At 60.0% G+C, this 24,786-nt stretch carries 27 protein-coding genes and 1 tRNA gene; 19 read left to right on the top strand and 9 right to left on the bottom strand.

Annotation, left to right across the window (positions count from 1 at the left end):
* Positions 1-160: 160 nt before the first annotated feature.
* Positions 161-1,648: a SulP family inorganic anion transporter gene (locus DFR46_RS00255; RefSeq protein ID WP_116234637.1), complete on the top strand. Its 1,488-nt coding sequence runs from the start codon at positions 161-163 to the stop codon at positions 1,646-1,648.
* 63 nt (positions 1,649-1,711) lie between these two features.
* On the top strand, positions 1,712-2,338 hold the full coding sequence (locus DFR46_RS00260) for a glutathione S-transferase family protein (protein WP_116234638.1): 627 nt from the start codon (positions 1,712-1,714) through the stop codon (positions 2,336-2,338).
* Positions 2,339-2,341: 3 nt separating this feature from the next.
* Here the strand turns inward: DFR46_RS00260 and DFR46_RS00265 are convergent, their stop codons facing one another.
* Positions 2,342-2,974: an outer membrane protein gene (locus DFR46_RS00265; protein WP_162843366.1), complete on the bottom strand. Its 633-nt coding sequence runs from the start codon at positions 2,972-2,974 to the stop codon at positions 2,342-2,344.
* A 189-nt stretch (positions 2,975-3,163) separates the two neighbouring features.
* Between DFR46_RS00265 and leuC the strand changes: the two genes are divergently transcribed.
* The 7 genes from leuC to grxD all read left to right on the top strand — a co-directional run bounded on the left by leuC (position 3,164) and on the right by grxD (position 8,033).
* A complete protein-coding gene (leuC, locus tag DFR46_RS00270) occupies positions 3,164-4,594 on the top strand; it encodes a 3-isopropylmalate dehydratase large subunit (RefSeq protein ID WP_116234640.1) in 1,431 nt (476 codons plus the stop codon).
* On the top strand, positions 4,591-5,430 hold the full coding sequence (locus DFR46_RS00275) for an N-acyl homoserine lactonase family protein (protein ID WP_211306353.1): 840 nt from the start codon (positions 4,591-4,593) through the stop codon (positions 5,428-5,430). Before leuC ends, DFR46_RS00275 begins: the two co-directional genes overlap by 4 nt.
* Positions 5,430-6,023 (top strand): 3-isopropylmalate dehydratase small subunit, encoded by a 594-nt coding sequence (leuD, locus tag DFR46_RS00280; protein WP_116234641.1) that lies wholly within the window; start codon positions 5,430-5,432, stop codon positions 6,021-6,023. The genes DFR46_RS00275 and leuD overlap by 1 nt, the downstream gene beginning before the upstream one ends.
* Positions 6,023-7,024: an NADPH:quinone oxidoreductase family protein gene (locus DFR46_RS00285; protein ID WP_116234642.1), complete on the top strand. Its 1,002-nt coding sequence runs from the start codon at positions 6,023-6,025 to the stop codon at positions 7,022-7,024. Before leuD ends, DFR46_RS00285 begins: the two co-directional genes overlap by 1 nt.
* A gap of 90 nt (positions 7,025-7,114) precedes the next feature.
* A complete protein-coding gene (locus tag DFR46_RS00290) occupies positions 7,115-7,441 on the top strand; it encodes a DUF1476 domain-containing protein (protein ID WP_116234643.1) in 327 nt (108 codons plus the stop codon).
* 15 nt (positions 7,442-7,456) lie between these two features.
* Complete coding sequence (locus DFR46_RS00295; RefSeq protein WP_116234644.1) at positions 7,457-7,690, top strand: BolA family protein; 234 nt, start codon at positions 7,457-7,459, stop codon at positions 7,688-7,690.
* A 10-nt stretch (positions 7,691-7,700) separates the two neighbouring features.
* Positions 7,701-8,033, top strand: coding sequence for a Grx4 family monothiol glutaredoxin (gene grxD, locus DFR46_RS00300; RefSeq protein ID WP_116234645.1), 333 nt, complete (start codon positions 7,701-7,703; stop codon positions 8,031-8,033).
* Between the two features lie 16 nt (positions 8,034-8,049).
* Here the strand turns inward: grxD and DFR46_RS00305 are convergent, their stop codons facing one another.
* On the bottom strand, positions 8,050-8,448 hold the full coding sequence (locus DFR46_RS00305; protein ID WP_116234646.1) for a hypothetical protein: 399 nt from the start codon (positions 8,446-8,448) through the stop codon (positions 8,050-8,052).
* Positions 8,449-8,577: 129 nt separating this feature from the next.
* Between DFR46_RS00305 and DFR46_RS00310 the strand changes: the two genes are divergently transcribed.
* The 6 genes from DFR46_RS00310 (at position 8,578) to DFR46_RS00335 (ending at position 14,197) form a co-directional block, all read left to right on the top strand.
* Positions 8,578-9,363 carry a helix-turn-helix domain-containing protein gene (locus DFR46_RS00310; protein WP_116234647.1) on the top strand — a complete coding sequence of 262 codons (786 nt, stop codon included), beginning with the start codon at positions 8,578-8,580 and terminating at the stop codon, positions 9,361-9,363.
* A gap of 111 nt (positions 9,364-9,474) precedes the next feature.
* Entirely contained in the window at positions 9,475-10,710 is a 1,236-nt protein-coding gene (locus tag DFR46_RS00315) for a glycosyltransferase (protein ID WP_116234648.1), read from the top strand.
* On the top strand, positions 10,707-11,741 hold the full coding sequence (locus DFR46_RS00320; protein ID WP_162843367.1) for a lysylphosphatidylglycerol synthase transmembrane domain-containing protein: 1,035 nt from the start codon (positions 10,707-10,709) through the stop codon (positions 11,739-11,741). The genes DFR46_RS00315 and DFR46_RS00320 overlap by 4 nt, the downstream gene beginning before the upstream one ends.
* 302 nt (positions 11,742-12,043) lie before the next feature.
* Positions 12,044-12,469, top strand: coding sequence for a hypothetical protein (locus DFR46_RS00325; RefSeq protein WP_116234650.1), 426 nt, complete (start codon positions 12,044-12,046; stop codon positions 12,467-12,469).
* A 109-nt stretch (positions 12,470-12,578) separates the two neighbouring features.
* On the top strand, positions 12,579-13,448 hold the full coding sequence (locus tag DFR46_RS00330) for an MBL fold metallo-hydrolase (protein WP_116234651.1): 870 nt from the start codon (positions 12,579-12,581) through the stop codon (positions 13,446-13,448).
* Positions 13,427-14,197, top strand: coding sequence for a DUF4230 domain-containing protein (locus DFR46_RS00335; protein ID WP_245953577.1), 771 nt, complete (start codon positions 13,427-13,429; stop codon positions 14,195-14,197). Before DFR46_RS00330 ends, DFR46_RS00335 begins: the two co-directional genes overlap by 22 nt.
* Positions 14,198-14,215: 18 nt before the next feature.
* Here DFR46_RS00335 and DFR46_RS00340 read toward each other — a convergent pair whose 3' ends face one another.
* Positions 14,216-15,064, bottom strand: coding sequence for a CPBP family intramembrane glutamic endopeptidase (locus DFR46_RS00340; RefSeq protein ID WP_116234652.1), 849 nt, complete (start codon positions 15,062-15,064; stop codon positions 14,216-14,218).
* Between the two features lie 245 nt (positions 15,065-15,309).
* Between DFR46_RS00340 and nadA the strand changes: the two genes are divergently transcribed.
* The 4 genes from nadA to DFR46_RS00360 are packed head-to-tail and all read left to right on the top strand — an operon-like array spanning position 15,310 to position 19,248.
* Positions 15,310-16,317: a quinolinate synthase NadA gene (gene nadA, locus DFR46_RS00345; RefSeq protein WP_116234653.1), complete on the top strand. Its 1,008-nt coding sequence runs from the start codon at positions 15,310-15,312 to the stop codon at positions 16,315-16,317.
* Positions 16,318-16,352: 35 nt separating this feature from the next.
* Positions 16,353-17,684, top strand: coding sequence for a DUF2254 domain-containing protein (locus DFR46_RS00350; RefSeq protein ID WP_116234654.1), 1,332 nt, complete (start codon positions 16,353-16,355; stop codon positions 17,682-17,684).
* On the top strand, positions 17,681-18,532 hold the full coding sequence (nadC, locus tag DFR46_RS00355; RefSeq protein ID WP_116234655.1) for a carboxylating nicotinate-nucleotide diphosphorylase: 852 nt from the start codon (positions 17,681-17,683) through the stop codon (positions 18,530-18,532). The genes DFR46_RS00350 and nadC overlap by 4 nt, the downstream gene beginning before the upstream one ends.
* Positions 18,532-19,248 carry a ribonuclease T2 family protein gene (locus tag DFR46_RS00360; RefSeq protein ID WP_116234656.1) on the top strand — a complete coding sequence of 239 codons (717 nt, stop codon included), beginning with the start codon at positions 18,532-18,534 and terminating at the stop codon, positions 19,246-19,248. Before nadC ends, DFR46_RS00360 begins: the two co-directional genes overlap by 1 nt.
* A gap of 36 nt (positions 19,249-19,284) precedes the next feature.
* Here the strand turns inward: DFR46_RS00360 and DFR46_RS00365 are convergent, their stop codons facing one another.
* From DFR46_RS00365 to DFR46_RS00390, 6 genes are all read right to left on the bottom strand, one after another.
* Entirely contained in the window at positions 19,285-19,719 is a 435-nt protein-coding gene (locus tag DFR46_RS00365) for a DUF4112 domain-containing protein (protein WP_116234657.1), read from the bottom strand.
* Positions 19,720-19,796: 77 nt separating this feature from the next.
* Complete coding sequence (locus tag DFR46_RS00370; RefSeq protein ID WP_116234658.1) at positions 19,797-21,287, bottom strand: ABC transporter substrate-binding protein; 1,491 nt, start codon at positions 21,285-21,287, stop codon at positions 19,797-19,799.
* On the bottom strand, positions 21,284-22,828 hold the full coding sequence (locus DFR46_RS00375; protein WP_116234659.1) for a peptide ABC transporter substrate-binding protein: 1,545 nt from the start codon (positions 22,826-22,828) through the stop codon (positions 21,284-21,286). Before DFR46_RS00375 ends, DFR46_RS00370 begins: the two co-directional genes overlap by 4 nt.
* A 44-nt stretch (positions 22,829-22,872) precedes the next feature.
* Positions 22,873-24,288 carry an alkaline phosphatase PhoX gene (locus DFR46_RS00380; protein WP_116234660.1) on the bottom strand — a complete coding sequence of 472 codons (1,416 nt, stop codon included), beginning with the start codon at positions 24,286-24,288 and terminating at the stop codon, positions 22,873-22,875.
* 66 nt (positions 24,289-24,354) lie between these two features.
* Positions 24,355-24,441: transfer RNA gene (locus tag DFR46_RS00385), tRNA-Leu, on the bottom strand.
* Positions 24,442-24,497: 56 nt separating this feature from the next.
* Positions 24,498-24,776, bottom strand: a complete 279-nt coding sequence (locus DFR46_RS00390) for an integration host factor subunit beta (RefSeq protein WP_116237052.1) — start codon at positions 24,774-24,776, stop codon at positions 24,498-24,500.
* Positions 24,777-24,786: the final 10 nt, after the last annotated feature.

The following is a 24,786-nucleotide window of genomic DNA, read 5'->3' on the forward strand; positions in this document are numbered from 1 at the left end:
CTGCTGCCGGACCGGGGGTTCCGTTTCGTGTGGGCTTCCTATATTGCAGCGCAGCAATAAGGGCCTGATCGGCCTTTGATTCCATATATCAAAGCCTCGGCGACTGCGGAGCGCTCATGCGCCCTGCAGTTTCCCGGCACCGCCTGAAAGTCATACCCGCATGCCCATGCACCGCAATTTCAAGCGCGACTGGCTCTCCCAGCCACGCACCGAGTTCCTTGCTGGCCTCGTCGTTGCTCTCGCCCTGATTCCCGAGGCGATCGGCTTTTCGATCATCGCGGGCGTCGATCCGCGGGTCGGGCTCTATGCGAGTTTCTCGATCGCGGTGATCACGGCGATGCTCGGCGGCCGGCCGGGGATGATTTCGGCGGCGACGGCGGCGGTGGCCGTGCTTGTCATCCCGCTGGTGCGCGATCATGGCGTCGAATATCTGTTCGCCGCGACGATTTTGATGGGCGTGTTTCAGGGGATTGCGGGACTGTTGCGGCTCGATCTGCTGATGCGCTTCGTCGCGCGCTCGGTGATCACCGGCTTTGTCAACGCGCTCGCGATCCTCATTTTCATGGCGCAGATACCGCAGTTGATCGGCGACAATTTCACGATCGAAACCTATGCCATGGTCGGTGCCGGGCTGGCGATCATCTATCTGCTGCCGATGCTCACCAAGGCCGTGCCGTCGCCACTCGTCGCGATCATATTGCTGGCGCTGGTGAGCATATTCGGTGGGTTCGGCGTCTCGACGGTCGGCGATATGGGCACGCTGCCGGACAGCCTGCCGATGTTTCATCTCCCGGTCGTTCCGCTGACCCTGGAGACGCTCCAGATCATCGCCCCCTATGCGGCCGGCATGGCTGCCGTCGGCCTGCTCGAATCGCTGCTCACCGCCTCGATCGTCGACGATATGACCGAAACGCGCAGCGATAAACGGCAGGAATGCTATGGCCAGGGCGCAGCCAATTTCTTCACCGGTTTCATCGGCGGTATGGGGGGCTGCGCGATGATCGGCCAGTCGGTCATCAACATCAAATCGGGCGGACGGCGCAGACTGTCGACGATGATCGCGGGTGTCATGCTGCTCGTGCTGATCGTCGTCCTCGGCCCCTGGGTTGCGCAGATCCCGATGCCTGCGCTCGTTGCAGTGATGATCTTCGTATCGATCAGCACCTTCCGCTGGAAATCCTTCCTCGAAATCCGTCACCATCCGAAAGTATCGACGGCGGTGATGCTTGCGACCGTCGTGACCGTCGTCTGGACGCATGATCTCGCGCAAGGTGTGCTGGTCGGTGTGTTGTTGAGCGGTATCTTCTTCGCCGGGATGGTGCGCACCCTCGTGAAGATCACGACCAGCGTCGAGGACACGACCCGGCACTATGTGGTCGCGGGCCAGATATTCTTCGCCTCGGTCGATCAGGTCACCGAAGCGATGGAATATGGCGAGGAGGATATCACCGATGTCGATATCGATCTGACGCACGCGCATTTCTGGGACATTTCGGCCACCGGTGTGCTCGACAAGGTGGTCGCGCGACTACAGCGCGAGGGCAAGCAGGTTCGCGTGATCGGCCTCAATCAAGCCAGCGCGACGCTGATCGAGAAATATAGCGATAATGAGAAGCCTTTTCAGAGCCTCGGCGTGGTTGGCCATTGATCCGGCCCGCATAAGCGGCAACAAGACTGCCAAACAGAACATATTTCATTCAGGAACCCCTTCATGATCAAACTTCACCATCTCCGCTTTTCGCGCTCGACGCGCATCATCTGGCTGCTCGAAGAACTCGGGATCTCATACGATCTGGTGGAACATCACCGGCATCCGGAGACCAATCGTTCGCAGGAAGACCTGTTTGCGATCCATCCGCTCGGCAAGGCTCCGACCGTCGAAATCGATGGGCATGTCATGTTCGAGTCCGGGGCGATCATCGAATATATCATCGAAACGCGCGGCGAGGGTGAGCTTGCGCCGGCATCCAACGCCGATCGCGCGGCCTATCTGGAATGGCTGCAGTTCGCAGAAGGTACGCTGGCCATGCCGGTTCTGCTGACCTTGCTGGGGCCGCGTTTCGGCGGGCTGGGCGACGTCCTTGGCGGGTTTGTCGGCGGCGAAGTGAAAAAGCTGCTCGACTATATCGACGCCCATCTCGAAGGCCGCGAATTCGTGGTCGGCGATACGATGACCGGTGCGGATATCAATCTCGAATATCTGCTTGAACTGTCCAATCTGGTCGGCCTTCTCGACGATCGCCCGAACGCGAAAGCCTATCTCGAGCGGCTGATGGCGCGCCCGGCCTATAAGAAAGCGATTGAGATCGGCGGTCCGCTGGTCGATCTTCCGGGGTAACTTCTAGAAACTCACAAACGCCCCGAGCATGAACTGCTCGGGGTCATAGGCGCCGCTGGCTTCGCGGTGGCGGTATTCGGCCCGGATGCCGACATCGGTGCCGACCATATAGCGCGCGCCGAGACCATAGATGATGCCGTCCATTGAATCGTCGCTTTCGAAGCTTGCCCCCGTGGTGACATCGGTGACCGTAAGGTCGATCTGTTCGCCGCCATATCCGGCGATTCCATAGGCCGCGAAACCGGGGAGAGGCGCAAGACCGAGCCGCGCCGTCGCGCTCCAGTTGAATCGCGCCTGGGTCGAAACGCGGCGATCGGTCGCGCCATCGCGGACGATCGCGGTCGTTTCGCCCGTTGAATCCCCGATACCGGCTTCCACTGCCATATAGCCCAGCGGAAAGGCGGGAAGCTCCACACCGACAAAGGCGCCATAGTCCACGCCATTGCTCTCATCGCTCGAAACGACAGTGCCCGGCTGGCCGAACCGGCTGGCGCTGCGCTCGCCTGTTCCCGCTTCCAGCCCCATATAGATATCGGGGACAAAGGGTATGCTCTGAGCCTGTACGGGAACGGCCGCCAGCGGCGTAGCAACAAGGGCGATCAACGGGGTTATGGATTTCGGCTTGGAGTTCTTCATTTCGGCGATCCTACTCAACACGTTGCACACTGATGGCAGTTTCCGCCGGAAATGCGGCAAAGGATAGTCGGCAGGCTGCCATTCGCGACGAACCGAATCAGCTTTGCGCCCGGTTGCATAATCCATATAATTAGTATTCTAAGAAATCCTTCTTTTGCACTGCGGCAAAATAGCGTTAGGGAAGCTCGCATGAATCAACCACGTACGCTTTATGAAAAGATCTGGGATTCGCACGTCGTCAAACGGCGCGATGACGGCACCTGTATCGTCTTTATCGATCGCCACCTGGTCCATGAGGTGACGAGCCCGCAGGCCTTTGAAGGACTGCGCGCGGCGGGGCGACCCGTTCGCCGGCCCGACCTGACTCTTGCCGTCGCCGACCACAATCTTCCGACAACGGCGCGCCGGGATGCAGGCGGCAATCGCGTTCCTATCGCTGATTCGATGTCGGCCAAACAGCTTGAAGCCCTTGAAGCCAACGCGCCGGCTTTTGGTATCCGCTATATCGACGACGCCGCGCCCGAGCAGGGGATCGTCCATGTTGTGGGCCCGGAACAGGGTTTCACGCTGCCCGGCTGCACGCTGGTGTGCGGCGACAGTCACACGGCTGCGCACGGCGCTCTTGGCGCGCTGGCTTTCGGTATTGGAACGAGTGAAGTCGAACATGTTCTTGCGACGCAAACCCTGCTGCTGAAACAGTCGAAAAGCATGGAAGTGCGCGTCGAGGGAACACTCGGATTTGGCGTTTCGCCGAAGGATCTGGTGCTTGCGATTGTGGCCAAGCTCGGCGCTTCCGGCGGCACGGGCTATGTCGTCGAATATACTGGCTCCACGATCCGTGACATGAGCATCGAAGGGCGGCTTACTATTTCCAACATGTCGATCGAAGCGGGCGCACGGGCCGGGCTGATCGCACCCGATGAGAAAACCTATGCCTATCTGAAAGGCCGCCCCTATGCGCCGACCGGTGCGGACTGGGACGCGGCCCTTGCCTGGTGGCAATCGCTGCCCAGCGATCAGGGAGCGAGATACGACAAGCGCGTTGCGCTTGATGCCACCGATATCGCGCCCAACGTCACCTGGGGCACCAGTCCCGAAGATGTTGTGCCGATCACCGGAAATGTTCCGGATCCCGATAGTTTCGCGGATGAATCGAAACGCGCTGCCGCTGCAAAATCGCTCGATTATATGGGGCTGACTCCCGGCCAGCGGATGCAGGATATCCCGGTCGACAACATTTTCATCGGCAGCTGCACAAACAGCCGGATCGAGGATCTTCGAGCCGCCGCCGCAGTGGCGAAAGGTCGCAAGATTGCGGGCGGTATCAAGCAGGCGCTCGTGGTGCCGGGATCCGGTCTTGTGAAGCGCCAGGCCGAGGAAGAAGGGCTCGACCGCATCTTTATCGAAGCGGGCTTCGAATGGCGGGAGCCGGGTTGTTCCATGTGTCTCGGCATGAATCCCGACAAGGTTCCGCCGGGCCAACGTTGCGCCTCGACGTCCAACCGCAACTTCGTCGGTCGACAGGGTCCGGGAGCGCGCACGCACCTGCTTTCGCCGGCGATGGCTGCCGCTGCCGCTATTACGGGCAAACTCGCCGATATCAGGGAGATGATGGGATGAAGATGATACGAAAATTGGGCGCCGGGTTGGCTGCGCTCCTGATGTCCACAGCGGTTTTCGCGCAGCAGGCCCACACGCCCGATATCGAGATGTGGCGGCTTGATTGCGGCTCTTTGGTCCTGAGCGATACCGCGCCTTTTTCCGATGGCCATCTTTATGACGGGCAACCGCGGACTTTGACGGACAGCTGCTATCTCATCCGCAACGGCGATCGCTACCTGCTTTGGGATGCCGGGCTTTCCGGCCAATTGCTTGGGACGTCCGTCACCCAGTGGGTTTTCACAATGTCGCTCGACCGGACAATCGCCGACCAGCTTGGCGATATCGGGCTTGCGCCTGATAACATCACTTTTCTTGGCCTCAGCCATTATCACGACGATCATATCGGTCAGGCACCCGATTTTGCCGGATCGACCTTGTTGATGAACCAGCGGGATATTGCCGCGGTTCGCGATCAGGAGATGCCGTCCGCTCAGGCTGCTCTTGCACCCTGGATTTCCGGCGGGGCGGAGAGCGTGGATATCGGCCGCGATCATGACGTGTTTGGCGATGGTAGCGTGACGATCCTGTTCATGCCGGGCCACACGCCGGGGCACAGTTCGCTGCTCGTTCGTCTCCCGGAAACCGGCCCGGTGCTTCTGACCGGCGATCTTTATCATTTCCGCGAGCAGATCGAAAATGAAGGCGTGCCGGTTTTCAACACCGACCGTGCCGATACGCTCGCGTCGTTCGCGCGCTTCCTGCAGATCGATCTGGCGCTCGATGCGATGATCGTCATCCAGCACGACCCCGGCGACCTGGAGCGGCTACCGGTCTTTCCGGAAAGCGCGCGCTGATGGAGCCATTCAAGCAAGTCGAGGGCCGCGCCTATCCGTTCGGGCGGAAAAATGTCGATACGGATGTCATCATTCCGGCCGAATATCTGAAAACCATCAGCCGCGAAGGCCTGTTCGAAGGCGCGTTCAAGGTTGTCCGTGCCGAGGAAGGGAATGTGTTTGACGATCCCGAATATGCCGGCGCTCCAATCCTGATCGCCGGTGACAATTTCGGATGTGGATCGAGCCGCGAGCATGCCGCCTGGGCGCTCAACGATATGGGCATTCGTGTGGTTGTCGCGCCGAGCTTCTCCGACATTTTCTCGAGCAATGCGTTCAAGAACGGCATTTTGGCCGTCGAACTGTCTCAAGCGGCGATCAACCGGCTTATGGAGGTCGCCACGACCGACCCGATTACCGTCGATCTTGAAAATCAGGTCGTGACGACACCGTTTCAGGATCGGTTCGAATTTCCCATCGATGCGTTTCGCAAATCCTGTCTCGTGGCGGGACTTGACGAGATCGGCTTGACGTTGGAGAGCGGGGAAGCGATTGCCTCCTATGAACAGCAAGTCAGCGCCGCCCGGCCATGGCTCATAAAGGAGACCGCCTGATGAAAGCCCTATTGTCCTACGAAACCGGCGGACCCGAAACCCTCAAAATGGGTGAGCTGGATAAGCCGGAAGCCGGGCCGGGGCAATTGCTGGTCGCGGTCAAGGCCTGCGCGATCAACTATCCGGACGTGCTTGTCATCGTCGACAAATACCAGTTCAAGCCCGAGCGACCCTTTGCGCCGGGGGGCGAGATTTCAGGTATCGTAGAGGCCGTTGGCGAGGGTGTGACGGATTTCGCCGTCGGTGACCGGGTGCTGGCGATGTGCGGCAATGGAGGGCTTTCGGAATATGCGGCGGTCCAGTCGACGGGCGCCTTCAAGCTACCCGACAGTGTGGATTTCGAGCCTGGCTCCGCAATGATCCTGACCTATGGCACGACCATCCATGCGCTGGCCGATCGCGGGAACCTGAAAGAGGGTGAGACGTTGCTCGTGCTCGGTGCGGCCGGCGGAGTCGGTCTTGCCGCCGTCGAGATTGGCAAGGCGATGGGTGCGCGCGTGATCGGCGCGGTTTCCAGCGAAGAAAAGGCGCAGGCTGTGCGCGATGCCGGCGCGGACGACGTACTGGTCTATGATCGCGGGCCGTTCGACAAGGATGCGTCCAAGGCGCTAGCGAGCCAGTTCAAGGAAAAGGTCGGGCCGAATGGCGCCGATGTTATCTATGATGCGGTAGGCGGCGATTATGCCGAGCCTGCGTTGCGGTCGATCGCCTGGGAAGGCCGCTATCTGGTCATCGGCTTTCCCGCAGGTATCCCGAAGCTGCCGCTCAACCTTACCCTCCTGAAATCCTGCGACGTGCGCGGCGTTTTCTGGGGTGCGTTTGCGGCCCGGGATCCCCAGCACAACCGGCAGAATGTCGATCAGCTGTTCAACTGGTGGAGCGAGGGCAAGATTGCGCCGAAGGTCACGGAAGTCTTTCCGTTCGAGAAGGGCGGAGAGGCGATCGCCAAGATGGGCGCGCGCAAGGCGATCGGAAAACTGGTTGTCCGGGTCGCCGACTAAGTTTCGCGATCGGGCGCAGCCCCGTTGCGCCGGGGCGCTTGCCTCCCTATTTTAATCGCCAACGCATCTATTTCCCGGAGAGACAGTTTCATGGCCAATTTCAAGGATCGCGAAAAAGGGTTCGAAAACAAGTTTGCCCATGATCAGGAAACGCAGTTTCGCATCACGGCGCGGCGCAATCGCCTGGTCGGCGAATGGGCTGCGGGCCTTATGGGGCTTACGGCCGAAGAAACTGACGCCTATGCGAAGGCTGTTGTTCAGGCCGATTTCGAAGAAGTGGGCGACGACGATGTGGTCCGCAAGGTTCTGGGCGATCTGACCACGGCCGGTCAAGATGTCGACGCCGATGCCATTCGCGCCAAGCTGGAAGAAATGACAGTCCAGGCGCGCCGACAGCTGATCGAATCGACAGACTAAAAGGTAAGACGCGCAATGCCGATGGCTGCAGACGATATCGAAACGATGATCCGCGATGCGATCCCCGATGCCGAGGTCGAGATTACCGACCTGGCGGGCGACGGCGATCACTATGCCGCGCGTGTTGTTGCCGAGAGCTTTCGCGGCCTGACCCGCATCAAACAACATCAAGCGGTGTACAGGGCGCTGGGTGACCGCATGGGCGGTGTCCTCCATGCCTTGCAAGTAACCACCGCGATACCCGATTAGGAGCATTACCATGTCCGACGCACATTCCCGTATCGATCAGGCCGTTAACGGCAGCGATGTTGTTCTTTTCATGAAAGGCTCGCCGCTTTTTCCGCAATGTGGCTTCTCAAGCCGTGCGGTTGCGATCCTCGAACATTGCGGCGTTGAATTTGCCAGCGTCGACGTGCTGCAGGATCAGGAAGTCCGCCAGGGCGTGAAAGACTATTCCGACTGGCCGACCGTCCCACAGCTTTATGTGAAGGGTGAGTTTGTCGGCGGTTCGGATATCATGATGGAAATGTACGAAGCCGGCGAGCTGCAGGAACTGCTGCAGAAGAAGGGCGTCAAAGCCGCGGCGAGCTGACGCCCTTCTTCCGGTATTATGCGGCCGAAAGGCGCTGGCGACTCATCTGCCGAACGCCGATAATTTCCAACGTAACCAATATGATAACGCCCACCGTCTGAAGTGGGACGAGCAGCTGGCCGTGAGTGGTCAGGCTGGCATAGTTCAGTTCGAGCACACCGATGCTGGCCGCTATCCAGCCGATATTGAGTGCGATGGCCAGCCAGCAGATGCGGAGGGGAGGATGCGCGCGTGTACCCAGCCACCCCCAGAGCAATGCCGCGCCGAGGCAAATCCAGCCAGCTTCGGCCACGATAAACGGACTGAGCCCGGTATCGGTGGCGATCATCTGTGTCGCGAACACACCACTGCCAAAGGTCAGCGCGCATGCTGCGGCATCGATCAGGAAAATCTTCTTCACATAGTCCGGGGTCATCGGAGCCTCCTGTCATTGAAACAGGCGCCTTTTCCGCACAGGCCGGGGTCAAGTCGATTACCTTAGAGGTAATGGAATTGGATCGCTGGTCGGCCTATCCCGGAGGCTATCGAGACAGGGAGCGATCCAATGGCGACGATGGTGGTGGGAAAGCATATCCGGCAATGGCGGGAGCGCAGGCGACTCAGCCAGATGCAGCTGGCGCTGGACGCGGAGATCTCGCCGCGCCATCTAAGCTTTATCGAAACGGGGCGGTCGCAGCCGAGCACCGGTACGATAGACCGTCTCGCCGAGCGGCTGGATATACCGTTCCGTGCGCGCAATAGCTTGCTGACGGCAGCGGGCTTTGCACCGCGCCATGGCGAGCGCAGTCTCGACGACCCGGCGATGGCGGTCGCACGCAATTCTATCCAACATATCCTCAAAGGACATGAGCCCTATCCGGCGATCGCCGTCGACCGGCACTGGAATGTCGTTGCCATGAACGATGCCATCAGCTTCTTTACCGAGCAGATCGGGACGACGCTGCTCGTACCGCCGATCAACGCGATCAAGCTGGCGCTCCATCCGGACGGGCTGGCCCCGCAGATCGTCAATCTCGCGGAATGGCACAGCCATGTGCTGGAACAGCTCGACCAGCAGATTGCCAGCAGCGCCGATCCGGGTTTGATAGAACTGCGCGACGAAGTGGCCTCCTATCCGCATGAAAGCGACAAGACGCCCCCGCCTGCCGATCCGGACAGGATATGGGTTCCGCTGATCCTCGACACGGTGCTCGGGCGGCTTTCCTTCGTGGCAACGATCACGATTTTCGGGACGCCGGTCGACATCACCCTGTCCGAACTTGCCATCGAAGCGTTTTTCCCGGCGGATGAGAAAACGGCGGAGATACTGCACAGTAACTGGACGCGGTGAAGGCGCGTCGAAATGTCTCCGTCACATAGAATATTTGGCCCGTTATCGCGCCGTTTGACGCCTTAGATAATAAGGCGGTATTCGTCTCCTATGTCCTCGGGGGGGGAGTATATGCGAGATGATGGTTTGCTCTTATGCGATCTGACACAAAGCTGGTCAGAAACAGGGGGCGGGGTTGGCACATACCTTCGCCAAAAAAGAGCCTTTATCGAGGAAAATACTGCTCACCAGCATTTGCTGATCGTCCCCGGCAAGGAAGACCGTATCCGTGGAACGGGGCGGTGTAAGACGGTTGAAATTGCCAGCCCGCCAGTACCTGGATCGCCCAACTACCGGCTATTGCTGCGCAATCGCGCTGTCCAGCGGATATTGGGACAATTGAAACCAGATATTGTTGAGTCTCTCGATCCCTATAATCTGCCCTGGGCCGCACTCGCCCATCGCAAGAAGTATCCGCAATCGGCTGTGGTCGCCGGCTACCGTACTGATTTTCCAGACGCACATATTGGTTCTTTCACGGACCGCTGGTTTGGTCGCTGGCTGGGACGCGGGACGCGTCGGCTTTCGCATCGCTATGCCGCAGCGCTCTACAGCCGGTTTGATGGCGTATATGCTCTTAATTCCAATGCAAAAGATAGGCTTGAGGAAATGGGTACGCAAAGCGTCCACATCCTGCCTTTGGGGGTGGATCACAGAAAGTTCGGTCCGGCAAAACGCGATCCGGCCTTTCGATATTCCCTGGGCGTCGGTCCGTGCGAACCGTTGCTGGTCTATGTCGGACGTCTTGATCGGGAAAAGCGGGTCATGACCGTGTTCGAGGCATTTCGGCGATTGCCGGCCGAAATGCGGGCGCATCTGTTGCTGATAGGCGAGGGCAAGTGCCGGGACAGGCTAATTGCCCGAGCTGACGGTATGCGTGTCCATCTGCCGGGTTACGAGAGGGATCGTGGGCGGCTGGCAGTCGCGCTTGCCTCATCCGATATATATGTGTCCGCCATGCCTTACGAGACATTTGGTATTTCGGTGATAGAGGCACAGGCAGCGGGCTTGCCGATTGTGGGTGTGGCGAGTGGCGCAATGCCGGAGCGCGTTGCCGTAAATACCGGCATGTTGGGCCCGGTTGATGATCCTCAGGCAATGGCCGACAATATTGCGCAGGTCTGGCGGGACGGGGCCACGGCTATTGGCGAACGCGGACGCCGTTTAGTCACTAATCGCTTTTCGTGGCAGCAGACATTCGATACGTTGTTGGACGTGATCTATCCGCACGCTTTTTCATGCCGGGATGCGCGACTTTCCAGCAGCGCCGAGTCACGATTGACAACTTTTCCCGCAGAGTCGATTTGACCGCCGAACCGGCCAAACCCGCCAAGCTCAGCCGACAAGCGATCCGGATAGCGCTTTGGGCTTTGCCTCTGGCCGCACTCGGCAATATCGTCTTTTTCCTCTGGGCGCTGGACGGCCGGCCGCTTTCGTCGATTGCCGAGCGCCCCTGGCTGCTGGGGTTGGCGGCGGGGCTTGCCTTCGTCCCCTGGATTACCAATGTCCTGCGCCTTGCCATCTGGTGCCGCTTTCTGGGCGTACCATTGCAGCTGAAACAGATTGTCCGGATTATCCTGGGCACCGTGATTGCCAACTCGGTAACCCCCACGGCAACCGGTGGCACCGTCATCAAATGGGGATTCCTCGTCAATGAAGGCGTGTCGGCCGACAAGGCGGGGACGCTGATCTCGACGCAAATCGCCGAAGACACGATCGTCATGCTCAGCCTTCTGGCTTTCGCCCTGTTCTTTGCCTTCGGTTTCGAGCTCCCTTCCACCCTGCGCGAACTGGATTGGGTGGGCGCGCGAGCGTCCACGGCACAGGCGCTGCTGTTCCTTGTCGCGATTGTCCTGATTGCGGGCATGGTCTTCAGTATCGCGCGGCGCGGCTGGTTCGGCGCGCGGATTGGCGGCCTGGCTCAGCGCGCGGCGGCGCGAACCGGCGAACTGTGCCGGAATATCGTAAGCGACTGGAAGACGGTATTCAGGGGCGGCAAATCGGTTGTCATGGCGAGCATGGCGCTATCGGCGGTGCAATGGGGCGCGCGCTATTCGGTGGCGACGGCAATTATCGGCTTTGCCGGAGGCGCGATGCTCCCCTTGCTCTACTGGGCGCTGCAATGGCTCACCTTCACCTTCAGCACCGTCGTTCCCACACCAGGCGGCATAGGCGGCAGCGAAGCGGCGTTCCTGCTGCTTTATGCGCCGTTCGTTTCTCCAGACACATTGGGCCCGGTGATGGTGATATGGCGCCTCATGCTCTTTTATGTGCCCACCGGGCTGGCTGCGCTGATTTTTCTGGGGATGAGGGGACGGGTTAGCGCGAGACCAGTATAGCTGGCTAACCCGTCCCTCATGGGGGTATGTGGGTATGGAACACCCTATACCATGCAGCGGTCGTGCCAGTTTTGAGCAAGTGGCGGAAAACCGGTAATTCGATGGTTTCCAGCCTGTTTACCATTTGTCGAACTGTAAGAAATTTCGACGATCCGTCATTTCCCATCGACCAGATACGACGCTTGTCGTTTACAGTGTGGCGGTCGGATATTACGAATGGTGTCGTAAACAGGCCCGGCGACATAGGATATCCTTTCTGCCGGAGCCTCCGATCACGAACGAAAAGGCACAGGAGACCCGCCATGCACATCCTTTCCCAATTTTGCCGAGCCGCCAGTCTGGCTGCAATCGGCGCCACGCTTGCCCTTACGATGACGGCTTTGGCTGGTCCGGCCGCCGCCCATCAGGACGACGAAAGCCATGCCCGTCACTATGCCAGCGAACGCATGCCTACCGCCGAAGAGATCGAGGCGATGATTCCGAGCGAGGAAGAGCTGGCGGCGATGATTCCCAGCGAAGCCGAATTGCGGGAAATGATCCCGAGCGAGGCCGAACTCCGTGCCATGATGCCGGATAGTGAAGCCCTGGTGACCGAAGTCTGGGCTGAAGCTCTTGACGGTTTGCAGGAAGCACGCCGGGAGATAGCCGCCGATGCCGATATCCCGGGCGATCTTCGTGCCGAAGTTCTGGCTTCGCTCGACGCCCATATCGCCCGGATGAGCCATTAGTCCCGCGCTGATCGGCCTGCTGGCGCCGGCTCTTCCGTAGCAGGGAGAGCCGGTCGTTTTTTGACTGCTTCCCCTTTCGCCAAGCGCTGCAACTTGGCACAGGGAGGGAATGAAGACAGCAGATGATATGCCTACGGGCCTGACGATGGAGCTGCACCCATTGGTGCGCCGCGTACTCGCGCCCAACCCTTCGCCCTTCACCTTCACCGGGACGCAGACCTATCTTGTCGGCCGGGGCGACGTCGCTGTGATCGATCCGGGGCCCAGCGATGCGCGCCATATCAATGCGATCCTTGCGGCGACCAAGGGTGAGACGATCCGCGATATCACCTGCACCCACACCCACCGCGATCACAGCCCCGGGGCTGCGCCCCTGAAGGAGGCAACCGGGGCTCAAATTGTCGGTTGCGCGTATCTGGCGCTGGAGGATGCCGGTCCACGGGCCGATGCGGCGTTCGATTCCTCCTATGCGCCGGACCGCGTGCTGGAGGATGGCGAACTGCTGACAGGCGAGGGCTGGACGCTCGAAACCGTGGCGACCCCGGGCCATACGTCCAACCATCTCTGCTACGCGCTGCATGAGGCGGAAGCGATGTTTACCGGCGATCATATCATGGGCTGGTCGACGACCGTGATAGCGCCGCCGGACGGCGATATGAAATCCTATATGGAAAGCCTCGCCAAGCTTATCGATCGTGAGGAGACGCTCTATTACCCTGCGCATGGCGAACCCATCGAAAAGGCGCGGCGGTTCACGCGCGGCCTGATGGGGCACCGGAAACAGCGCGAAGGGCAAATCTTGCGCGCCATTGACGAGGGGCTGACGGCCATCCCCGATATGGTTCAGAAAATGTACAAGGGCATCGACCCAAGGCTGCACGGCGCGGCCGGGCGGTCCGTATTGGCCCATCTGATCGATCTTAGGGATCGGGGGCTGGTCGAAGAAAGCGAAGAGTCATGGTCGACGACAGCCGCATAGAAATCGATCCTCCCGAAACGCCGAATTTCGAGCGCTCCCATCCGACGATGATCATCCGGCAGGGGTCGGGCCGCTTCTGGGCGCTGGGCTGCCTGCTGAGCGTGGTGGCGATCATCACGATATTCGTCATCGGCATCGGCAGTGTCGGCGAGCGTATTTTCGGTAGCGGGCCTGATCCTGAAACGGTCGCTAGCGCCAGTCTCGAAGGGCTACGCGAGCAGAACACCCTCATACCCTTTTCCGCGCAGTTCGTGGCGGTCGTGACTTCGACCCAGCGGCGCTTTGGCCTGTCGGCACGCAAGACTCTGATCATGCCGGGCAATGTCCGCTATGAGCTTGATCTTTCCGCGCTGGGCGATGACGATGTGGAATGGGAGGCCGCTTCCAACACGCTGACCGTGACGTTGCCCGACCTGCGCATCGCCGGGCCCGATATCGATATCGACGCAATCCGCGAATATGATGATGGCGGAATCTTGATTACCGTCACCGATGCGGAATCCACGCTCGATGCGGCCAATCGCGCCGAAGGGCAGCGATCGTTGCTGCGTCAGGCACAGGCGACCGCGCCGATGCGGCTGGCCCGCGATGCTGCGCGCCGGGCGGTCGAAACGAACTTCGCACTGCCGCTCCGCGCCGCCGGGATCGATGCCACAGTGCGCGCCCAGTTCCGCAACGAAGCAAATCCCAACCAGATGGACCGCTCCCGCGATGTGCTGGGCGAAGCCCGGCGGAGTACGGGTGAGTAAGCGCTGGAGCGCCTTACATCACATCCCTTCCGATTTGGCCTTTCTCCAAAAATATAGAGCCAGCAGGGTCACGACGATTGGAATCATCAGGCCATATTCGTCGATCCAGAAGCCGGTTTGCTCATTTTCAACCGTGAGCGGCGAGAATATCTTCTGAATGTAGATATTGTGCGCGGCGTGAAAGAAAATGGCGGGCCAAACGCTCTCGGACCTGAATGTAAAATAGGCCATGATGACGGACATGCTGATGATCATGAGCGTGAAGCAGGCGAGCTGAAATGTCGCATTGCCGCCGCCATAGGCAATGATGATCGGATAATGCCACATCGCCCAGATGACGCCGCTAACGATCGATACCGCACCGAACGGCATGACCTTGCGGAGCTCCCAGATAAAGAAACCACGCCATCCTATTTCCTCGCCGGCAATCGATCCCAGCGATTTGATGAGCTGCACCGTTCCCAGCAGGAAGACCATCACTGCGATTGTCATGATGGGCGATGCGGCTGAAAATCCGAGCTCCTGAGCCCATTCTGCGATTGTTTCCGGATTCGGCACCCCGCCGTACCCCAGCAGCCAGATCAGTGCGTAGGCGACGGAAATGTACAAAACCGGCACAGCATAGGCGGCCCAGTTGCTCGACCAGCTTCCCCATTTCCAGGGCAGGGTGGCGAGCGTTCGACCTCTAATCTTCAACGTCGCGAAAGCCGCGATTGCCGGGCACCACATCAACGCGCCAACATAGATGCTGGCGGGGTTCAGCGTAACGATTGCATCGTGAGCGACGGCGCTAAGCGCGAATAAGGCAATGAGAAAAATGGAAATGGTTTTCCATGCATCTCGCCTGTTTGATTGATCTTGTTCCATCGGGGTCCCCTAATGACGATTTCCGCGCATGTCCATAGTGTACTATATTACCAATACACCATGGGCATGCGTATATCCCTTCCAAAGTAGGAAAATCTTTGAAAGACTGGGCAGATGACAGGAATCGCACATTCAATGGCCGGTATTGATGAACGAAATGTCCCGGAATTCATGGCAGATCGGGCGGGACTCTCCCCAAGACATTCGCCGTTCGAGTAACTATATAATCCCAAAGGAGCAGATTCATGGACGTACGCGACGGAATCGGCGGCAGCCTTGCTGGAGTCGATATCAAGGAAGAGATCAAACGGCTGCGTAAGGAGCGCAACGCTGTCATCCTTGCCCATTATTATCAGGATCCGGAGATCCAGGACATTGCCGATTTTGTCGGCGACAGCCTCGACCTCTCCCGCAAGGCGGCGGAGACCGATGCCGATGTGATCGCATTCTGCGGTGTGAAGTTTATGGCGGAAACGGCGAAGATACTTTCGCCCGAAAAGATCGTCGTGCTGCCGGACCTCAATGCCGGGTGCAGTCTTGAAGACAGTTGCCCGCCCGACAAGTTCAAGGAATTCCGCGACGCCAATCCCGATCATATCGCGTTGACTTACATCAACTGTTCGGCAGCTGTGAAAGCACTTTCGGATATCATCGTAACTTCTTCATCTGCCGAAAAGATTCTCAACCAGATTCCCAAGGACCAAAAGATCATTTTCGCACCCGACAAGCATTTGGGCGCCTATATGGCGCGCAAGACGGGCCGCGAGATGCTACTCTGGCCGGGCGTCTGTATCGTCCATGAGGCGTTCTCTGAAACCGAGCTCCTGAAACTCAAGGCCAAGCATCCGGGCGCACCCGTGCTCGCCCACCCCGAATGCCCGGCAGCAATTCTCGATCATGCCGATCATATCGGGTCGACCAGTTCGATCCTTGCCGAAGCCAAGGCAACCGAGAGCGATACCGTGATCGTCGCGACCGAACCGCATATCATGCACCAGATGGAAAAGGCGCTGCCTGAGGTGACCTTTATCGGCGCACCGGGCGCGGACGGAAACTGCAATTGCAATATCTGCCCGTACATGGCGCTCAACACGATGGAGAAGCTCTACATTGCGCTTCGCGACCTCGAACCTCGGATAGAGCTCGACGAGGAGCTGCGTGTTCAGGCGAAGAAGAGCCTCGACAAGATGCTCGAAATGGCTGGAGCCACGGTGGGTCAGGGCGATCTTGGGGCGCCGGTCAGCGGCGACTAGGGCGGAGTGACCAGCGAACCCGAAACAATGCTACGATGATCGCCTGGTTTCGCTCGCTCTGGCTCAACGTCAACGCCAGCTACTGGTTCTACCCGGCGCTGTTCTCGATCATCGCCGGAATCGCGGCATTCGTGACGGTTTACCTCGATCGCAACGGCTTTGCCGACTGGCTAAACGAAGTCAGCTGGATCCATTCCAGCCGTCCCGAGGGCGCGCGGACCGTGTTGACGGTGATCGCGGGATCTATGATCGGTGTCGCTTCGACGGTCTTTTCGATCACCATCGCCGCTGTTGCATATGCATCGGGTAATTATGGCCCGCGCCTGCTCACCAATTTCATGCAGGACAAGGGCAATCAACTCTCGCTTGGCGTGTTTATTGCAACTTTTGTTTATGCTGTTCTGGTGTTGCGCGTCGTGCGGGGGGCGGACGAACAGGCCAGCGATTCCGTCGACGCGGCGGCCACTGCGCTGCCGGGCTTCACGCCGCAACTGTCGCTTCTGATCGCAACGGCACTGGCGTTGGTTGCGGTCGCCGTGCTCGTCTATTTCCTCCACCATATTCCAGACAGCATCCGAATCAACACCGTGCTCAAGGGTATTGGCCAACGCCTGATCGACGATATCGATGAGCGTTTTCCCGAAGACTGGCGCGGCGAAGAGCCCGGTACGCGCGCAACGGGCGAGGCGGTTGTGGCCAAGACCACGGGCTACATAAAGATCATCGACTTCGAAACGCTCGACTCCATTGCCGAACGCACGGGAGGCGTGATTGCGCTTAAGGTGCGGACCGGTGATTTCGTCCATCCTTTTGTGCCGATTGCCGAACTGGCGCAGGCTGATGCCAGCGATGCCATCGCAGACGATATTCGCGCCTGTTTTAGTGCGGGCGGCATGCGCACACCGACCCAGGATCTGGAATTCCTGTTCGACGAGCTGGTCGAAATCGCGCTGCGGGCGCTCTCTCCGGGCATCAACGATCCATTCACCGCCATTACCGCGCTGCACTGGCTTGGTGCGGCAACAGCGGAACTGGGCCATCGCAGTCTCGACCGGGGTCCCGAACAGAACAATTACGATCCCAACCGTGTCCAACCGCTGGACGATGATTTCGAACATTTCCTGCAACGCGGTTTCGGCGGTATCAGGGCTTCGGCCGCTGGCAGCCCGCTGGCCGCAAAAAAATTTATCGATGCCTTGGAAACAGCATCGCTGGCATGCAATTCCGCTCCCCGTCGCCGACTGTTTCTTGAAGAGGCGACATATCTGGTCGTTCAAGCGCGGACGGCCTTGCGGGGGCCATCGCTCAAGGAACTCGAAACCCGATTCGACAATTTCGTCGAGGCAATTCAGAAACAGGGCATATGACAGACTTTACACTCGATCGCTTCGATCTCGACGCATTTATCGCTGCAACCTTTGCCGAAGATCTCGGGGATGGGGGAGACGTTACCTCGGCTGCCGTGATTCCCGAAACCGCCCGGTTCAAGGGGGCGATGGATAGCCGCGATGCTATTGTCGTCGCCGGTATCCCGATCGCGGAAGCCTTTTTCCGGACACTGGACCCGGATGTCGAAATCGAGGTGCTGGTCAGCGAAGGCGATAGCGTGCCGGCAGGCACGGACCTGATGCGGCTCAGGGGCCTTGCCCGGCCGATGCTTACCGCCGAGCGTTCGGCGCTCAACACGGTACAGCACATGTCCGGCATCGCGACACTGGCACGGCGTTACGTCGACGAGATTGCCAGCACTGGCGCGGTGCTGCTGGATACGCGCAAGACGATCCCGGGCCTGCGCGCTCTGGAGAAGTATGCGACCCGTATGGGCGGGGCGCAGAACCATCGGATGGGTCTGTGGGATGCGGCGATGATCAAAGACAATCATGTCGCGGTTGCCGGCGGTGTCAGAGAAGCAGTGCGCCGTGCGGTCGACGCCGGGATCGCGCAGGTCATTGTCGAGGTCGACAGACTCGATCAAATCGAACCGGCTCTGGAGGCAGGCGCCACCCATTTGTTGCTCGACAATATGCCCGTTGAAATGCTCCGCAGTGCGGTTGAGCAGATTGGCGATCGCGTCCCCACCGAGGCCTCGGGCGGCGTTACGCTGGAATCGATCAACGAGATTGCGAAAACCGGCGTCGATTTCATTTCGGTCGGCCGCCTGACCCAGTCCGCCCCGGCAGCCGATATCGGTCTCGACTTCGCAGAGATTGACTGATGCGGCCTTGGCTGGTTGCGCTCGTATTGCTTGCCATGCCGGCCATGCTCTCCGCTCAGGCTCGCGAATGCCGGATACCGGATCGCATTGCCGCGCCGCGGGCCGAAGCGATCCCACAGGGTGCGCGACGGACCGGACCGATCACGGATTATCTTCTGGCTTTGAGCTGGTCGCCGGAGTTCTGCCGCACGCGGGGCCGCGTTCCCGGCCACAGGATGCAGTGCGGGGGTATCGCCAATGGTGGAGCGGGGCGGTTTGGTTTCATACTGCATGGTCTCTGGCCGGAAACGAACGGGCCGCGCTGGCCGCAATGGTGCAGACCGGTCTCGCCGCTGCCCCGGCGCCTTGTTCGCGAACATCTGTGCACGACGCCTTCTGTCCAGCTGCTCCAGCATGAATGGGCCAAGCATGGCAGTTGCATGACCCGCGATCCGGGGCGCTATCTGCGGGCGGGAGCGATCCTTTACCGCGCCGTCCGCTACCCGGATATGGACGCGCTTTCGCGTCGCAATCTGACCGTTGGCCAGTTTACCAGGGCTTTCGCCGCCGCCAATCGCGGCGTATCGGCGGACATGTTGCGCGTGGGTGTCAACGACCGGGGCTGGCTGACCGAGGTGCGGATATGCCTGGGCCGTGATTTCAGGCCGATGCGGTGCGGCGCTGCGAGGCGCGGCGCACGATCCAACTTAAGATTGCGGATATGGCGCGGACGCTAGTGTGTCAGGCTGTTGCTGACCGATGGCTCTGGAACACTATCGGATAACAGTGCCTTCGATCACTGTCGTTTCGGGGTGATGCCGGTCGAGATGCTTTTTGATAATTCGCAGGTTGCGGGTGTTGGAGCGAAACACGAAATCCACTGCATCGCCGACAAAGGGCACGGCGCCAACGGCGAGATCGACGCCGATATTGGCGAACATTCTCGCGATTTTCCAGCGTGACATACCGAGGTTGCGGGCTTCCCATACCAGCCAGGTGCCCATGGCGGCGGCGATAATGTCGCCGATGACCGGGACCAGTCCGAGAATGAAATCAAGGCCGAACTGGCGATTGAGAACCGGCATTGTGAAACCGCGCTCGAGCAGGGCTTCCATGGCTTCCACGCGCTGTCGGACAGAGGAGGGATCGCGTCCGATTTCGGGGATGCCATGCGCAATCCGTTCCAGATGTTCCTGTGTAAGAGTCATCAATAACCTTTTCTAACTAAATGCTTTTCCCCTACAGCATTTGATGCCCGCTCCCGATATAGGAAGCGAAACTCCGATTAGCTAGGTGGCGCCAGCGTATCCAGCGGATGCCGGCCGAAACGGTTTACCGAAAAATGGGCGATCCGCTGGGACACCAATGACCAGCGAATGGGCCTCAGCAGAGGAATGAACGGCGTTATTCTCTGCAGCTCTGTTGCGGCTTCGGCAATCCTGATCGCGCGAACCCGCGCAGATGGAGCTTCCTCGATTTCGCTCAATTTCTGCGTATAGGCATCGCTGCACGGCAGCCCACGGGAGCAGCGGAATTGCTGAAGATACCAGGTCGCGCTTTCGGTTGCCGCCACACGGTCAACCAGTCGCAAGTCCGCATCCGCATCCCAGGCGACTTGCACGGCGGGAATGCCCACAACCGCCCAATTTGTCCGCAGCACTGCGAAGATGACCCGGCTGCCGGCGCCTTCCGGCAGAGCAACGCGGATGGGCTCGATCTCGCCATTGATCGTACGCCACTCGGCGATGGCATCCCGGGCAAATGCGCGGCGCAGGTCCATGGTGCTGCTGGCCCAGGGCGGTCCGACCGGATCGTTGAGCCCTTCGACATCGGGCGGAACGATTTCCAGCCGGGCTTCCGCGCGATTGCCGCCGAAATATCCGGCAAGCTGCCCGCGATCCAGGGCGAGAGACAGAATTTCCCGATTTTGCGGCTCGGAGAGAAATTCGGTCTGCTCGACTATCGCAAGGCCGAACAGGCCGTCGACGGGATCGATCCGGAGCTGGCTGGAATTGGGATCGATCGCATCAGCGTAGAATATGGTCGTCCAGTTGCCGCCAAGAACGATATCCGTGTGGCCCGCATCGAAACGCGCAACGGCAGCCGGCGCAGGTCCAAACCGGATTTGAACCGTTTCTTCGGGCGAAATCGGGGGCGCTTCGGCGGTATCCCCGTCAATCTCTTCCGGTGGCTCGCGGCGGGGCGCAAGGTACACCGTCTCGTCTTCGTCGGTCGGTTCGCCGGTCAGGGTATAGGGCCCCAGGCCCCGTCCTTCGACAAAGATGGCGAGGTCCGGTGCTGCCAATAATTGGAGAAAATCGAGTCGGGGGCGGGAAAGGTTGATCTCGACAATCTGCGGCGTCACGGCCTGAACGGCGTCTATATCAGCCAGCAAACGGGCCAGCCGGTTGCGGCTGCCGGACCGGCTGGCATTGCGCAATTGCTGTGCGATCTGGCGAGCGGTGACTGCGGTGCCATCATCCCAGGTGATTTCGTTCAGGCGGAAGACATAGGTCTGCCCCTCGTCGAGCACGATCCAGCGCTGCGCGAGCGCCGGTTCGATCTGACCCTCTCCATCCAGCCTGACGAGCCCCTGTGCTGTCGCTTCGAGCAATAGCGCATCGGAGGGCGAGGGCAGGGCGGCAATCGGCCGGGTGAATGCCGTGGCTTCCCCAATCATGTCGACGCGCATCGGGCCCAGATCTTCGCCGTCTGCGCAGGAGGCAGAAAAAAGGGCCAGTATGGGAGCCAGAATTAAGGGTGTAGTGCGGTTCATTGCGCCTCGCTCAGTAGCAGCGTGCGGCTGGGATGCACATTGGCCGAATTGTCGATCCAGCCCGAAACACGCGGTCCGACAAGGGAGCGGCTGACATAATAATAGACAGGCAGGATCGGCACGTCGCGGACAAGGATATCCTCTGCGGCACGCATCAGCCGCGCGCGTGCGGCAGGTTCCGGTTCGCCAAGGGCTCGGTCCAGCGCGGTATCATAGGTGGGATTGGCATAGCCGGAATAGTTAATAACTCCGGCGTCCGATCGATGCACAGCAAGGAAGTTTTCCGGCGCGGAAATATCGCCAATCCAGCCTGAGCGGGCGAGAGTGAAATCGCCCCGTCTCAGAGCCGCGAAATGCAATGTCGCTTCGCTGTTGAACAGTCGTGCATCAACGCCCAGCGGTTCCCACATGGCCGCGAGCGCAACCGATATCCGGCGATGCTCGGCTGCGCTGTTGAACCGGATGTCGAATGAAAGGGGATTGCGCGGGCCGTAACCGGCTTCGTCCAACAGGCGCCTGGCCTCTTCGAGGCGCGCCCGACGCGTCATCGTTCGGCTGACCGGGGCGATCGGGTCGAGGCCGGACAGGCCGGGCGGGATAATGCCCCAGGCGGGCACCGTGCCTATGGCCAGCAATTCTTCCGATATCCAGGGCCGATCGACGGCAAGGCTCAACGCCCGGCGGACGCGCACATCGTCAAAGGGCGGTCGGCGGGTGTTGAAGGCGAAATAATAGGCGCCCCGATATCCCGCCACGCGCGTTGCTTCGTCGCGATTGGCGCGCAACCATCGCAGGCGCGTCGAGGGGAACTCGCCAGCTATGTCGGCACTGCCTGCGAGGAATATCCGCATCGCGGTGAGACTGTCATCAACGGGTCGCCATGCGACCCGTGCAATCGGGGTCGCGCCTTCGTGCCAGTGCGGATTGCGCTCAAGCAGAGCGCGGTCATTGAGGGTCCAATCGGTCAGCCGGTAAGGGCCCGAGGTCACAAGTGGCCGTTCTCTGGTCCATCCTTCGCCTGCCTCTGCAATACGGTGCAGCGGCAGTGCGGCCATCGCTGGGTGGGCGAGCAGCTCGAGCAGCGCCGGAAAGGGATAGGCGAGGGTGATGATCACATGGTCCGGGCCGGCGGCCTGGACAGTCTCGATCGCGTCGAACAGGGATGCGGTAGGCGCGGCGGTGGCAGGCTCTGTGAGCCGGGCGAAGACGGCCTCGAATAGCGGAGCTGCGATGGGCGCGCCGTCCGAAAAGGTCAGGCCTTTACGCAGCGCAAAATCCCATGTCAGTCCATCCGCAGAGGTTGTCCATGACCGGGCAAGGCCGGGTTCGATATCGCCGTTGGCCGCGTAACGTGTCAATCCCTCGAACTGGTCAGCCGCAACACGCAATGAGGCAAGGTCGGAAACGCTATGCGGGTCGAGCGATTTGATTTCGTCATCGGCGAGACGGACGAGCATATCGGCGGGAAGCGGATTTGTATTCGGCCCGCCACAGCCAGCGATCAGCAGAAGAAACAAAAAAAATGCGCGCAGGCGGATCATAGCTCCACCTTAGGCTATGCTGCTTTCCCTGACCAAGCGGCAATTCAGCTGTGCAGGTTTGCCCATGGACCGCGGATCGCGAGGGTTATTCCGGGTTCCTGAATATTGACGAACATGATCTGGCCATCGGGCGAAAAACAGGCACCGCAAAATTCGCTGCGATCGGGATGGGCGTTGCGGGCAAAATCGTAAATCTCTCCAGTTGGAGTCAGCCCACGCAAATACTGATCGCCGCGGCCATCCTCGCACAGGATCAGGTCGCCCCAGGGCGCGACGACAAGATTGTCGCACATGTCCAGCGTGTCCGCTCCCGGAGATTCGTATTGCAAGGTCAACGTACCGGGCGCGCCGGCTTCGCCATTCCGGCCTTCCGACGCGCTTGGCGTATAGCGCCAGACCTGGCCGGAGCGCTGGTTGCCGCCCTGGGTGCAATTGAAGAAGATATCGCCGCCGCTGCCGTCAGGCCTTCGGGCATAGTCCATGCCTTCGCCGCGGAAGAACTGGGCTGCACCCGTTGCATGGCCGCGCTCGGCAAGATCGCCCTCGGGCGAATGCACGTCTTCAAGGTCGATCCAGTCTGTCGCAAAAGACTGGCCCGGTTCGATATGACCAAGACCAGGGCCGCCCCAGTCGCGCGGCCAGTTGCTGGTCGTCGCGGAAGGCCAGTCGCGAATTGCAAGCGCCTGAAGTCGTCCGCCGCGATGGAGTTTGCCGGGCGTGTCGGGCAGGAAGCGATAGAATAGGCCGGTGCTGCTGTCTTCGGTAAGATAGGCGATGCCGGTATCCGGATCGATCGCCACAGCCTCGTGCGCGAAACGGCCCATTGCGGTCAGGGGAACGGGCGCGATCACCCCTGTTGCCGAGGAAGGTGTTTCGAACACCCAGCCATGGTAGCGCTGGGATTCTTCGGGTGGGCGGCGCATCGATTCCTCGCAGCTCAGCCACGACCCCCAGGGTGTCGGCCCGCCGGCGCAATTGGCGGCGGTACCGGTCAGCACCAGATAATCCTCCACCAATTGACCCGTCCGCATGTCGACCACAACCTTGGTCACGCCGCCGAAAAAGGGGCTTCCATCCGGTTTGAGACCGAAGACCAGATCATCGTCCAGGTGCGGCAGAAGTTCATCATTCTCGCCGAATGGGCTGCCCGTTTCTGTATCGGGCCAGTTTTCATGATTGCGCATCAGGATGCAGCGGTCGGCATTTGCCGGATCGGTGAAACAGGCCATGCCGTCTGGCCTGCCGGGCCGGAGAAAGCCGTCGGTCATCTGCCCACCCGTCGTTGAGACGACCGCATAGGTAAAGCCCTCCGGAAGGTCCAGGATCCCGGCGGCGTCGCTCACCAGGCCCGGCGCCTGCGCGGAGGCGCGCGATACCGAGAGCGCACCCAGCGCCGAAGCCGAATAGAAGAGGCCTGCAGCCTTGCCATATTGGAGGAAGGTCCGTCGGGAGAGAGGCATAGTATTTTCCAGCGTTGTTAAATCTCGGTCCTGTCGAGCCTAACGCCGAATTGTTACAATTGAAAATGGTGCGGACGGCGGGACTCGAACCCGCACTCCCTTACGGGAAGCAGATTTTAAGTCTGCAGCGTCTACCGGTTTCGCCACGTCCGCATGGCAAAAAGAGGTGGCCGAACTCGATCGGCGTTACAAGCGTAAATCGAGAGCAGTCAGAAGTTGAGTCGCTCGCGCATTTCTTTGCCCGGTTTGAAATAGGGAACGCGCTTGGATGGCACATTCACGGATTCGCCCGTGCGAGGATTGCGCCCGACACGCGCGTCGCGCTGGCGGGTAGAAAAGGCTCCGAAACCGCGCAGTTCAACGCGCCCGCCCTTGGCCAGCTGTTCGGTAATCGTGTCGAAGAAGCTGTTGACCAGGCGTTCGACATCTTTAGTCGAAAGCTCTGGATTGTCAGCAGCGATCTTCTGAACAAGTTCAGATCGAATCATGGCGAATTTC

It is taken from the genome of Parasphingopyxis lamellibrachiae, assembly GCF_003385775.1.
Taxonomy (GTDB): Bacteria; Pseudomonadota; Alphaproteobacteria; order Sphingomonadales; family Sphingomonadaceae; genus Parasphingopyxis; species Parasphingopyxis lamellibrachiae.

Bases quoted from the DNA above. Each gene is read 5' to 3' on its own strand.
- DFR46_RS00255 (WP_116234637.1), top strand. From the start codon at position 161: ATGCCCATGCACCGCAATTTCAAGCGCGACTGGCTCTCCCAGCCACGC.
- DFR46_RS00260 (WP_116234638.1), top strand. From the start codon at position 1,712: ATGATCAAACTTCACCATCTCCGCTTTTCGCGCTCGACGCGCATCATC.
- DFR46_RS00265 (WP_162843366.1), bottom strand. From the start codon at position 2,974: ATGAAGAACTCCAAGCCGAAATCCATAACCCCGTTGATCGCCCTTGTT.
- leuC (WP_116234640.1), top strand. From the start codon at position 3,164: ATGAATCAACCACGTACGCTTTATGAAAAGATCTGGGATTCGCACGTC.
- DFR46_RS00275 (WP_211306353.1), top strand. From the start codon at position 4,591: ATGAAGATGATACGAAAATTGGGCGCCGGGTTGGCTGCGCTCCTGATG.
- leuD (WP_116234641.1), top strand. From the start codon at position 5,430: ATGGAGCCATTCAAGCAAGTCGAGGGCCGCGCCTATCCGTTCGGGCGG.
- DFR46_RS00285 (WP_116234642.1), top strand. From the start codon at position 6,023: ATGAAAGCCCTATTGTCCTACGAAACCGGCGGACCCGAAACCCTCAAA.
- DFR46_RS00290 (WP_116234643.1), top strand. From the start codon at position 7,115: ATGGCCAATTTCAAGGATCGCGAAAAAGGGTTCGAAAACAAGTTTGCC.
- DFR46_RS00295 (WP_116234644.1), top strand. From the start codon at position 7,457: ATGCCGATGGCTGCAGACGATATCGAAACGATGATCCGCGATGCGATC.
- grxD (WP_116234645.1), top strand. From the start codon at position 7,701: ATGTCCGACGCACATTCCCGTATCGATCAGGCCGTTAACGGCAGCGAT.
- DFR46_RS00305 (WP_116234646.1), bottom strand. From the start codon at position 8,448: ATGACCCCGGACTATGTGAAGAAGATTTTCCTGATCGATGCCGCAGCA.
- DFR46_RS00310 (WP_116234647.1), top strand. From the start codon at position 8,578: ATGGCGACGATGGTGGTGGGAAAGCATATCCGGCAATGGCGGGAGCGC.
- DFR46_RS00315 (WP_116234648.1), top strand. From the start codon at position 9,475: ATGCGAGATGATGGTTTGCTCTTATGCGATCTGACACAAAGCTGGTCA.
- DFR46_RS00325 (WP_116234650.1), top strand. From the start codon at position 12,044: ATGCACATCCTTTCCCAATTTTGCCGAGCCGCCAGTCTGGCTGCAATC.
- DFR46_RS00330 (WP_116234651.1), top strand. From the start codon at position 12,579: ATGAAGACAGCAGATGATATGCCTACGGGCCTGACGATGGAGCTGCAC.
- DFR46_RS00335 (WP_245953577.1), top strand. From the start codon at position 13,427: ATGGTCGACGACAGCCGCATAGAAATCGATCCTCCCGAAACGCCGAAT.
- DFR46_RS00340 (WP_116234652.1), bottom strand. From the start codon at position 15,064: ATGGAACAAGATCAATCAAACAGGCGAGATGCATGGAAAACCATTTCC.
- nadA (WP_116234653.1), top strand. From the start codon at position 15,310: ATGGACGTACGCGACGGAATCGGCGGCAGCCTTGCTGGAGTCGATATC.
- DFR46_RS00350 (WP_116234654.1), top strand. From the start codon at position 16,353: ATGATCGCCTGGTTTCGCTCGCTCTGGCTCAACGTCAACGCCAGCTAC.
- nadC (WP_116234655.1), top strand. From the start codon at position 17,681: ATGACAGACTTTACACTCGATCGCTTCGATCTCGACGCATTTATCGCT.
- DFR46_RS00360 (WP_116234656.1), top strand. From the start codon at position 18,532: ATGCGGCCTTGGCTGGTTGCGCTCGTATTGCTTGCCATGCCGGCCATG.
- DFR46_RS00365 (WP_116234657.1), bottom strand. From the start codon at position 19,719: ATGACTCTTACACAGGAACATCTGGAACGGATTGCGCATGGCATCCCC.
- DFR46_RS00370 (WP_116234658.1), bottom strand. From the start codon at position 21,287: ATGAACCGCACTACACCCTTAATTCTGGCTCCCATACTGGCCCTTTTT.
- DFR46_RS00375 (WP_116234659.1), bottom strand. From the start codon at position 22,828: ATGATCCGCCTGCGCGCATTTTTTTTGTTTCTTCTGCTGATCGCTGGC.
- DFR46_RS00380 (WP_116234660.1), bottom strand. From the start codon at position 24,288: ATGCCTCTCTCCCGACGGACCTTCCTCCAATATGGCAAGGCTGCAGGC.
- DFR46_RS00390 (WP_116237052.1), bottom strand. From the start codon at position 24,776: ATGATTCGATCTGAACTTGTTCAGAAGATCGCTGCTGACAATCCAGAG.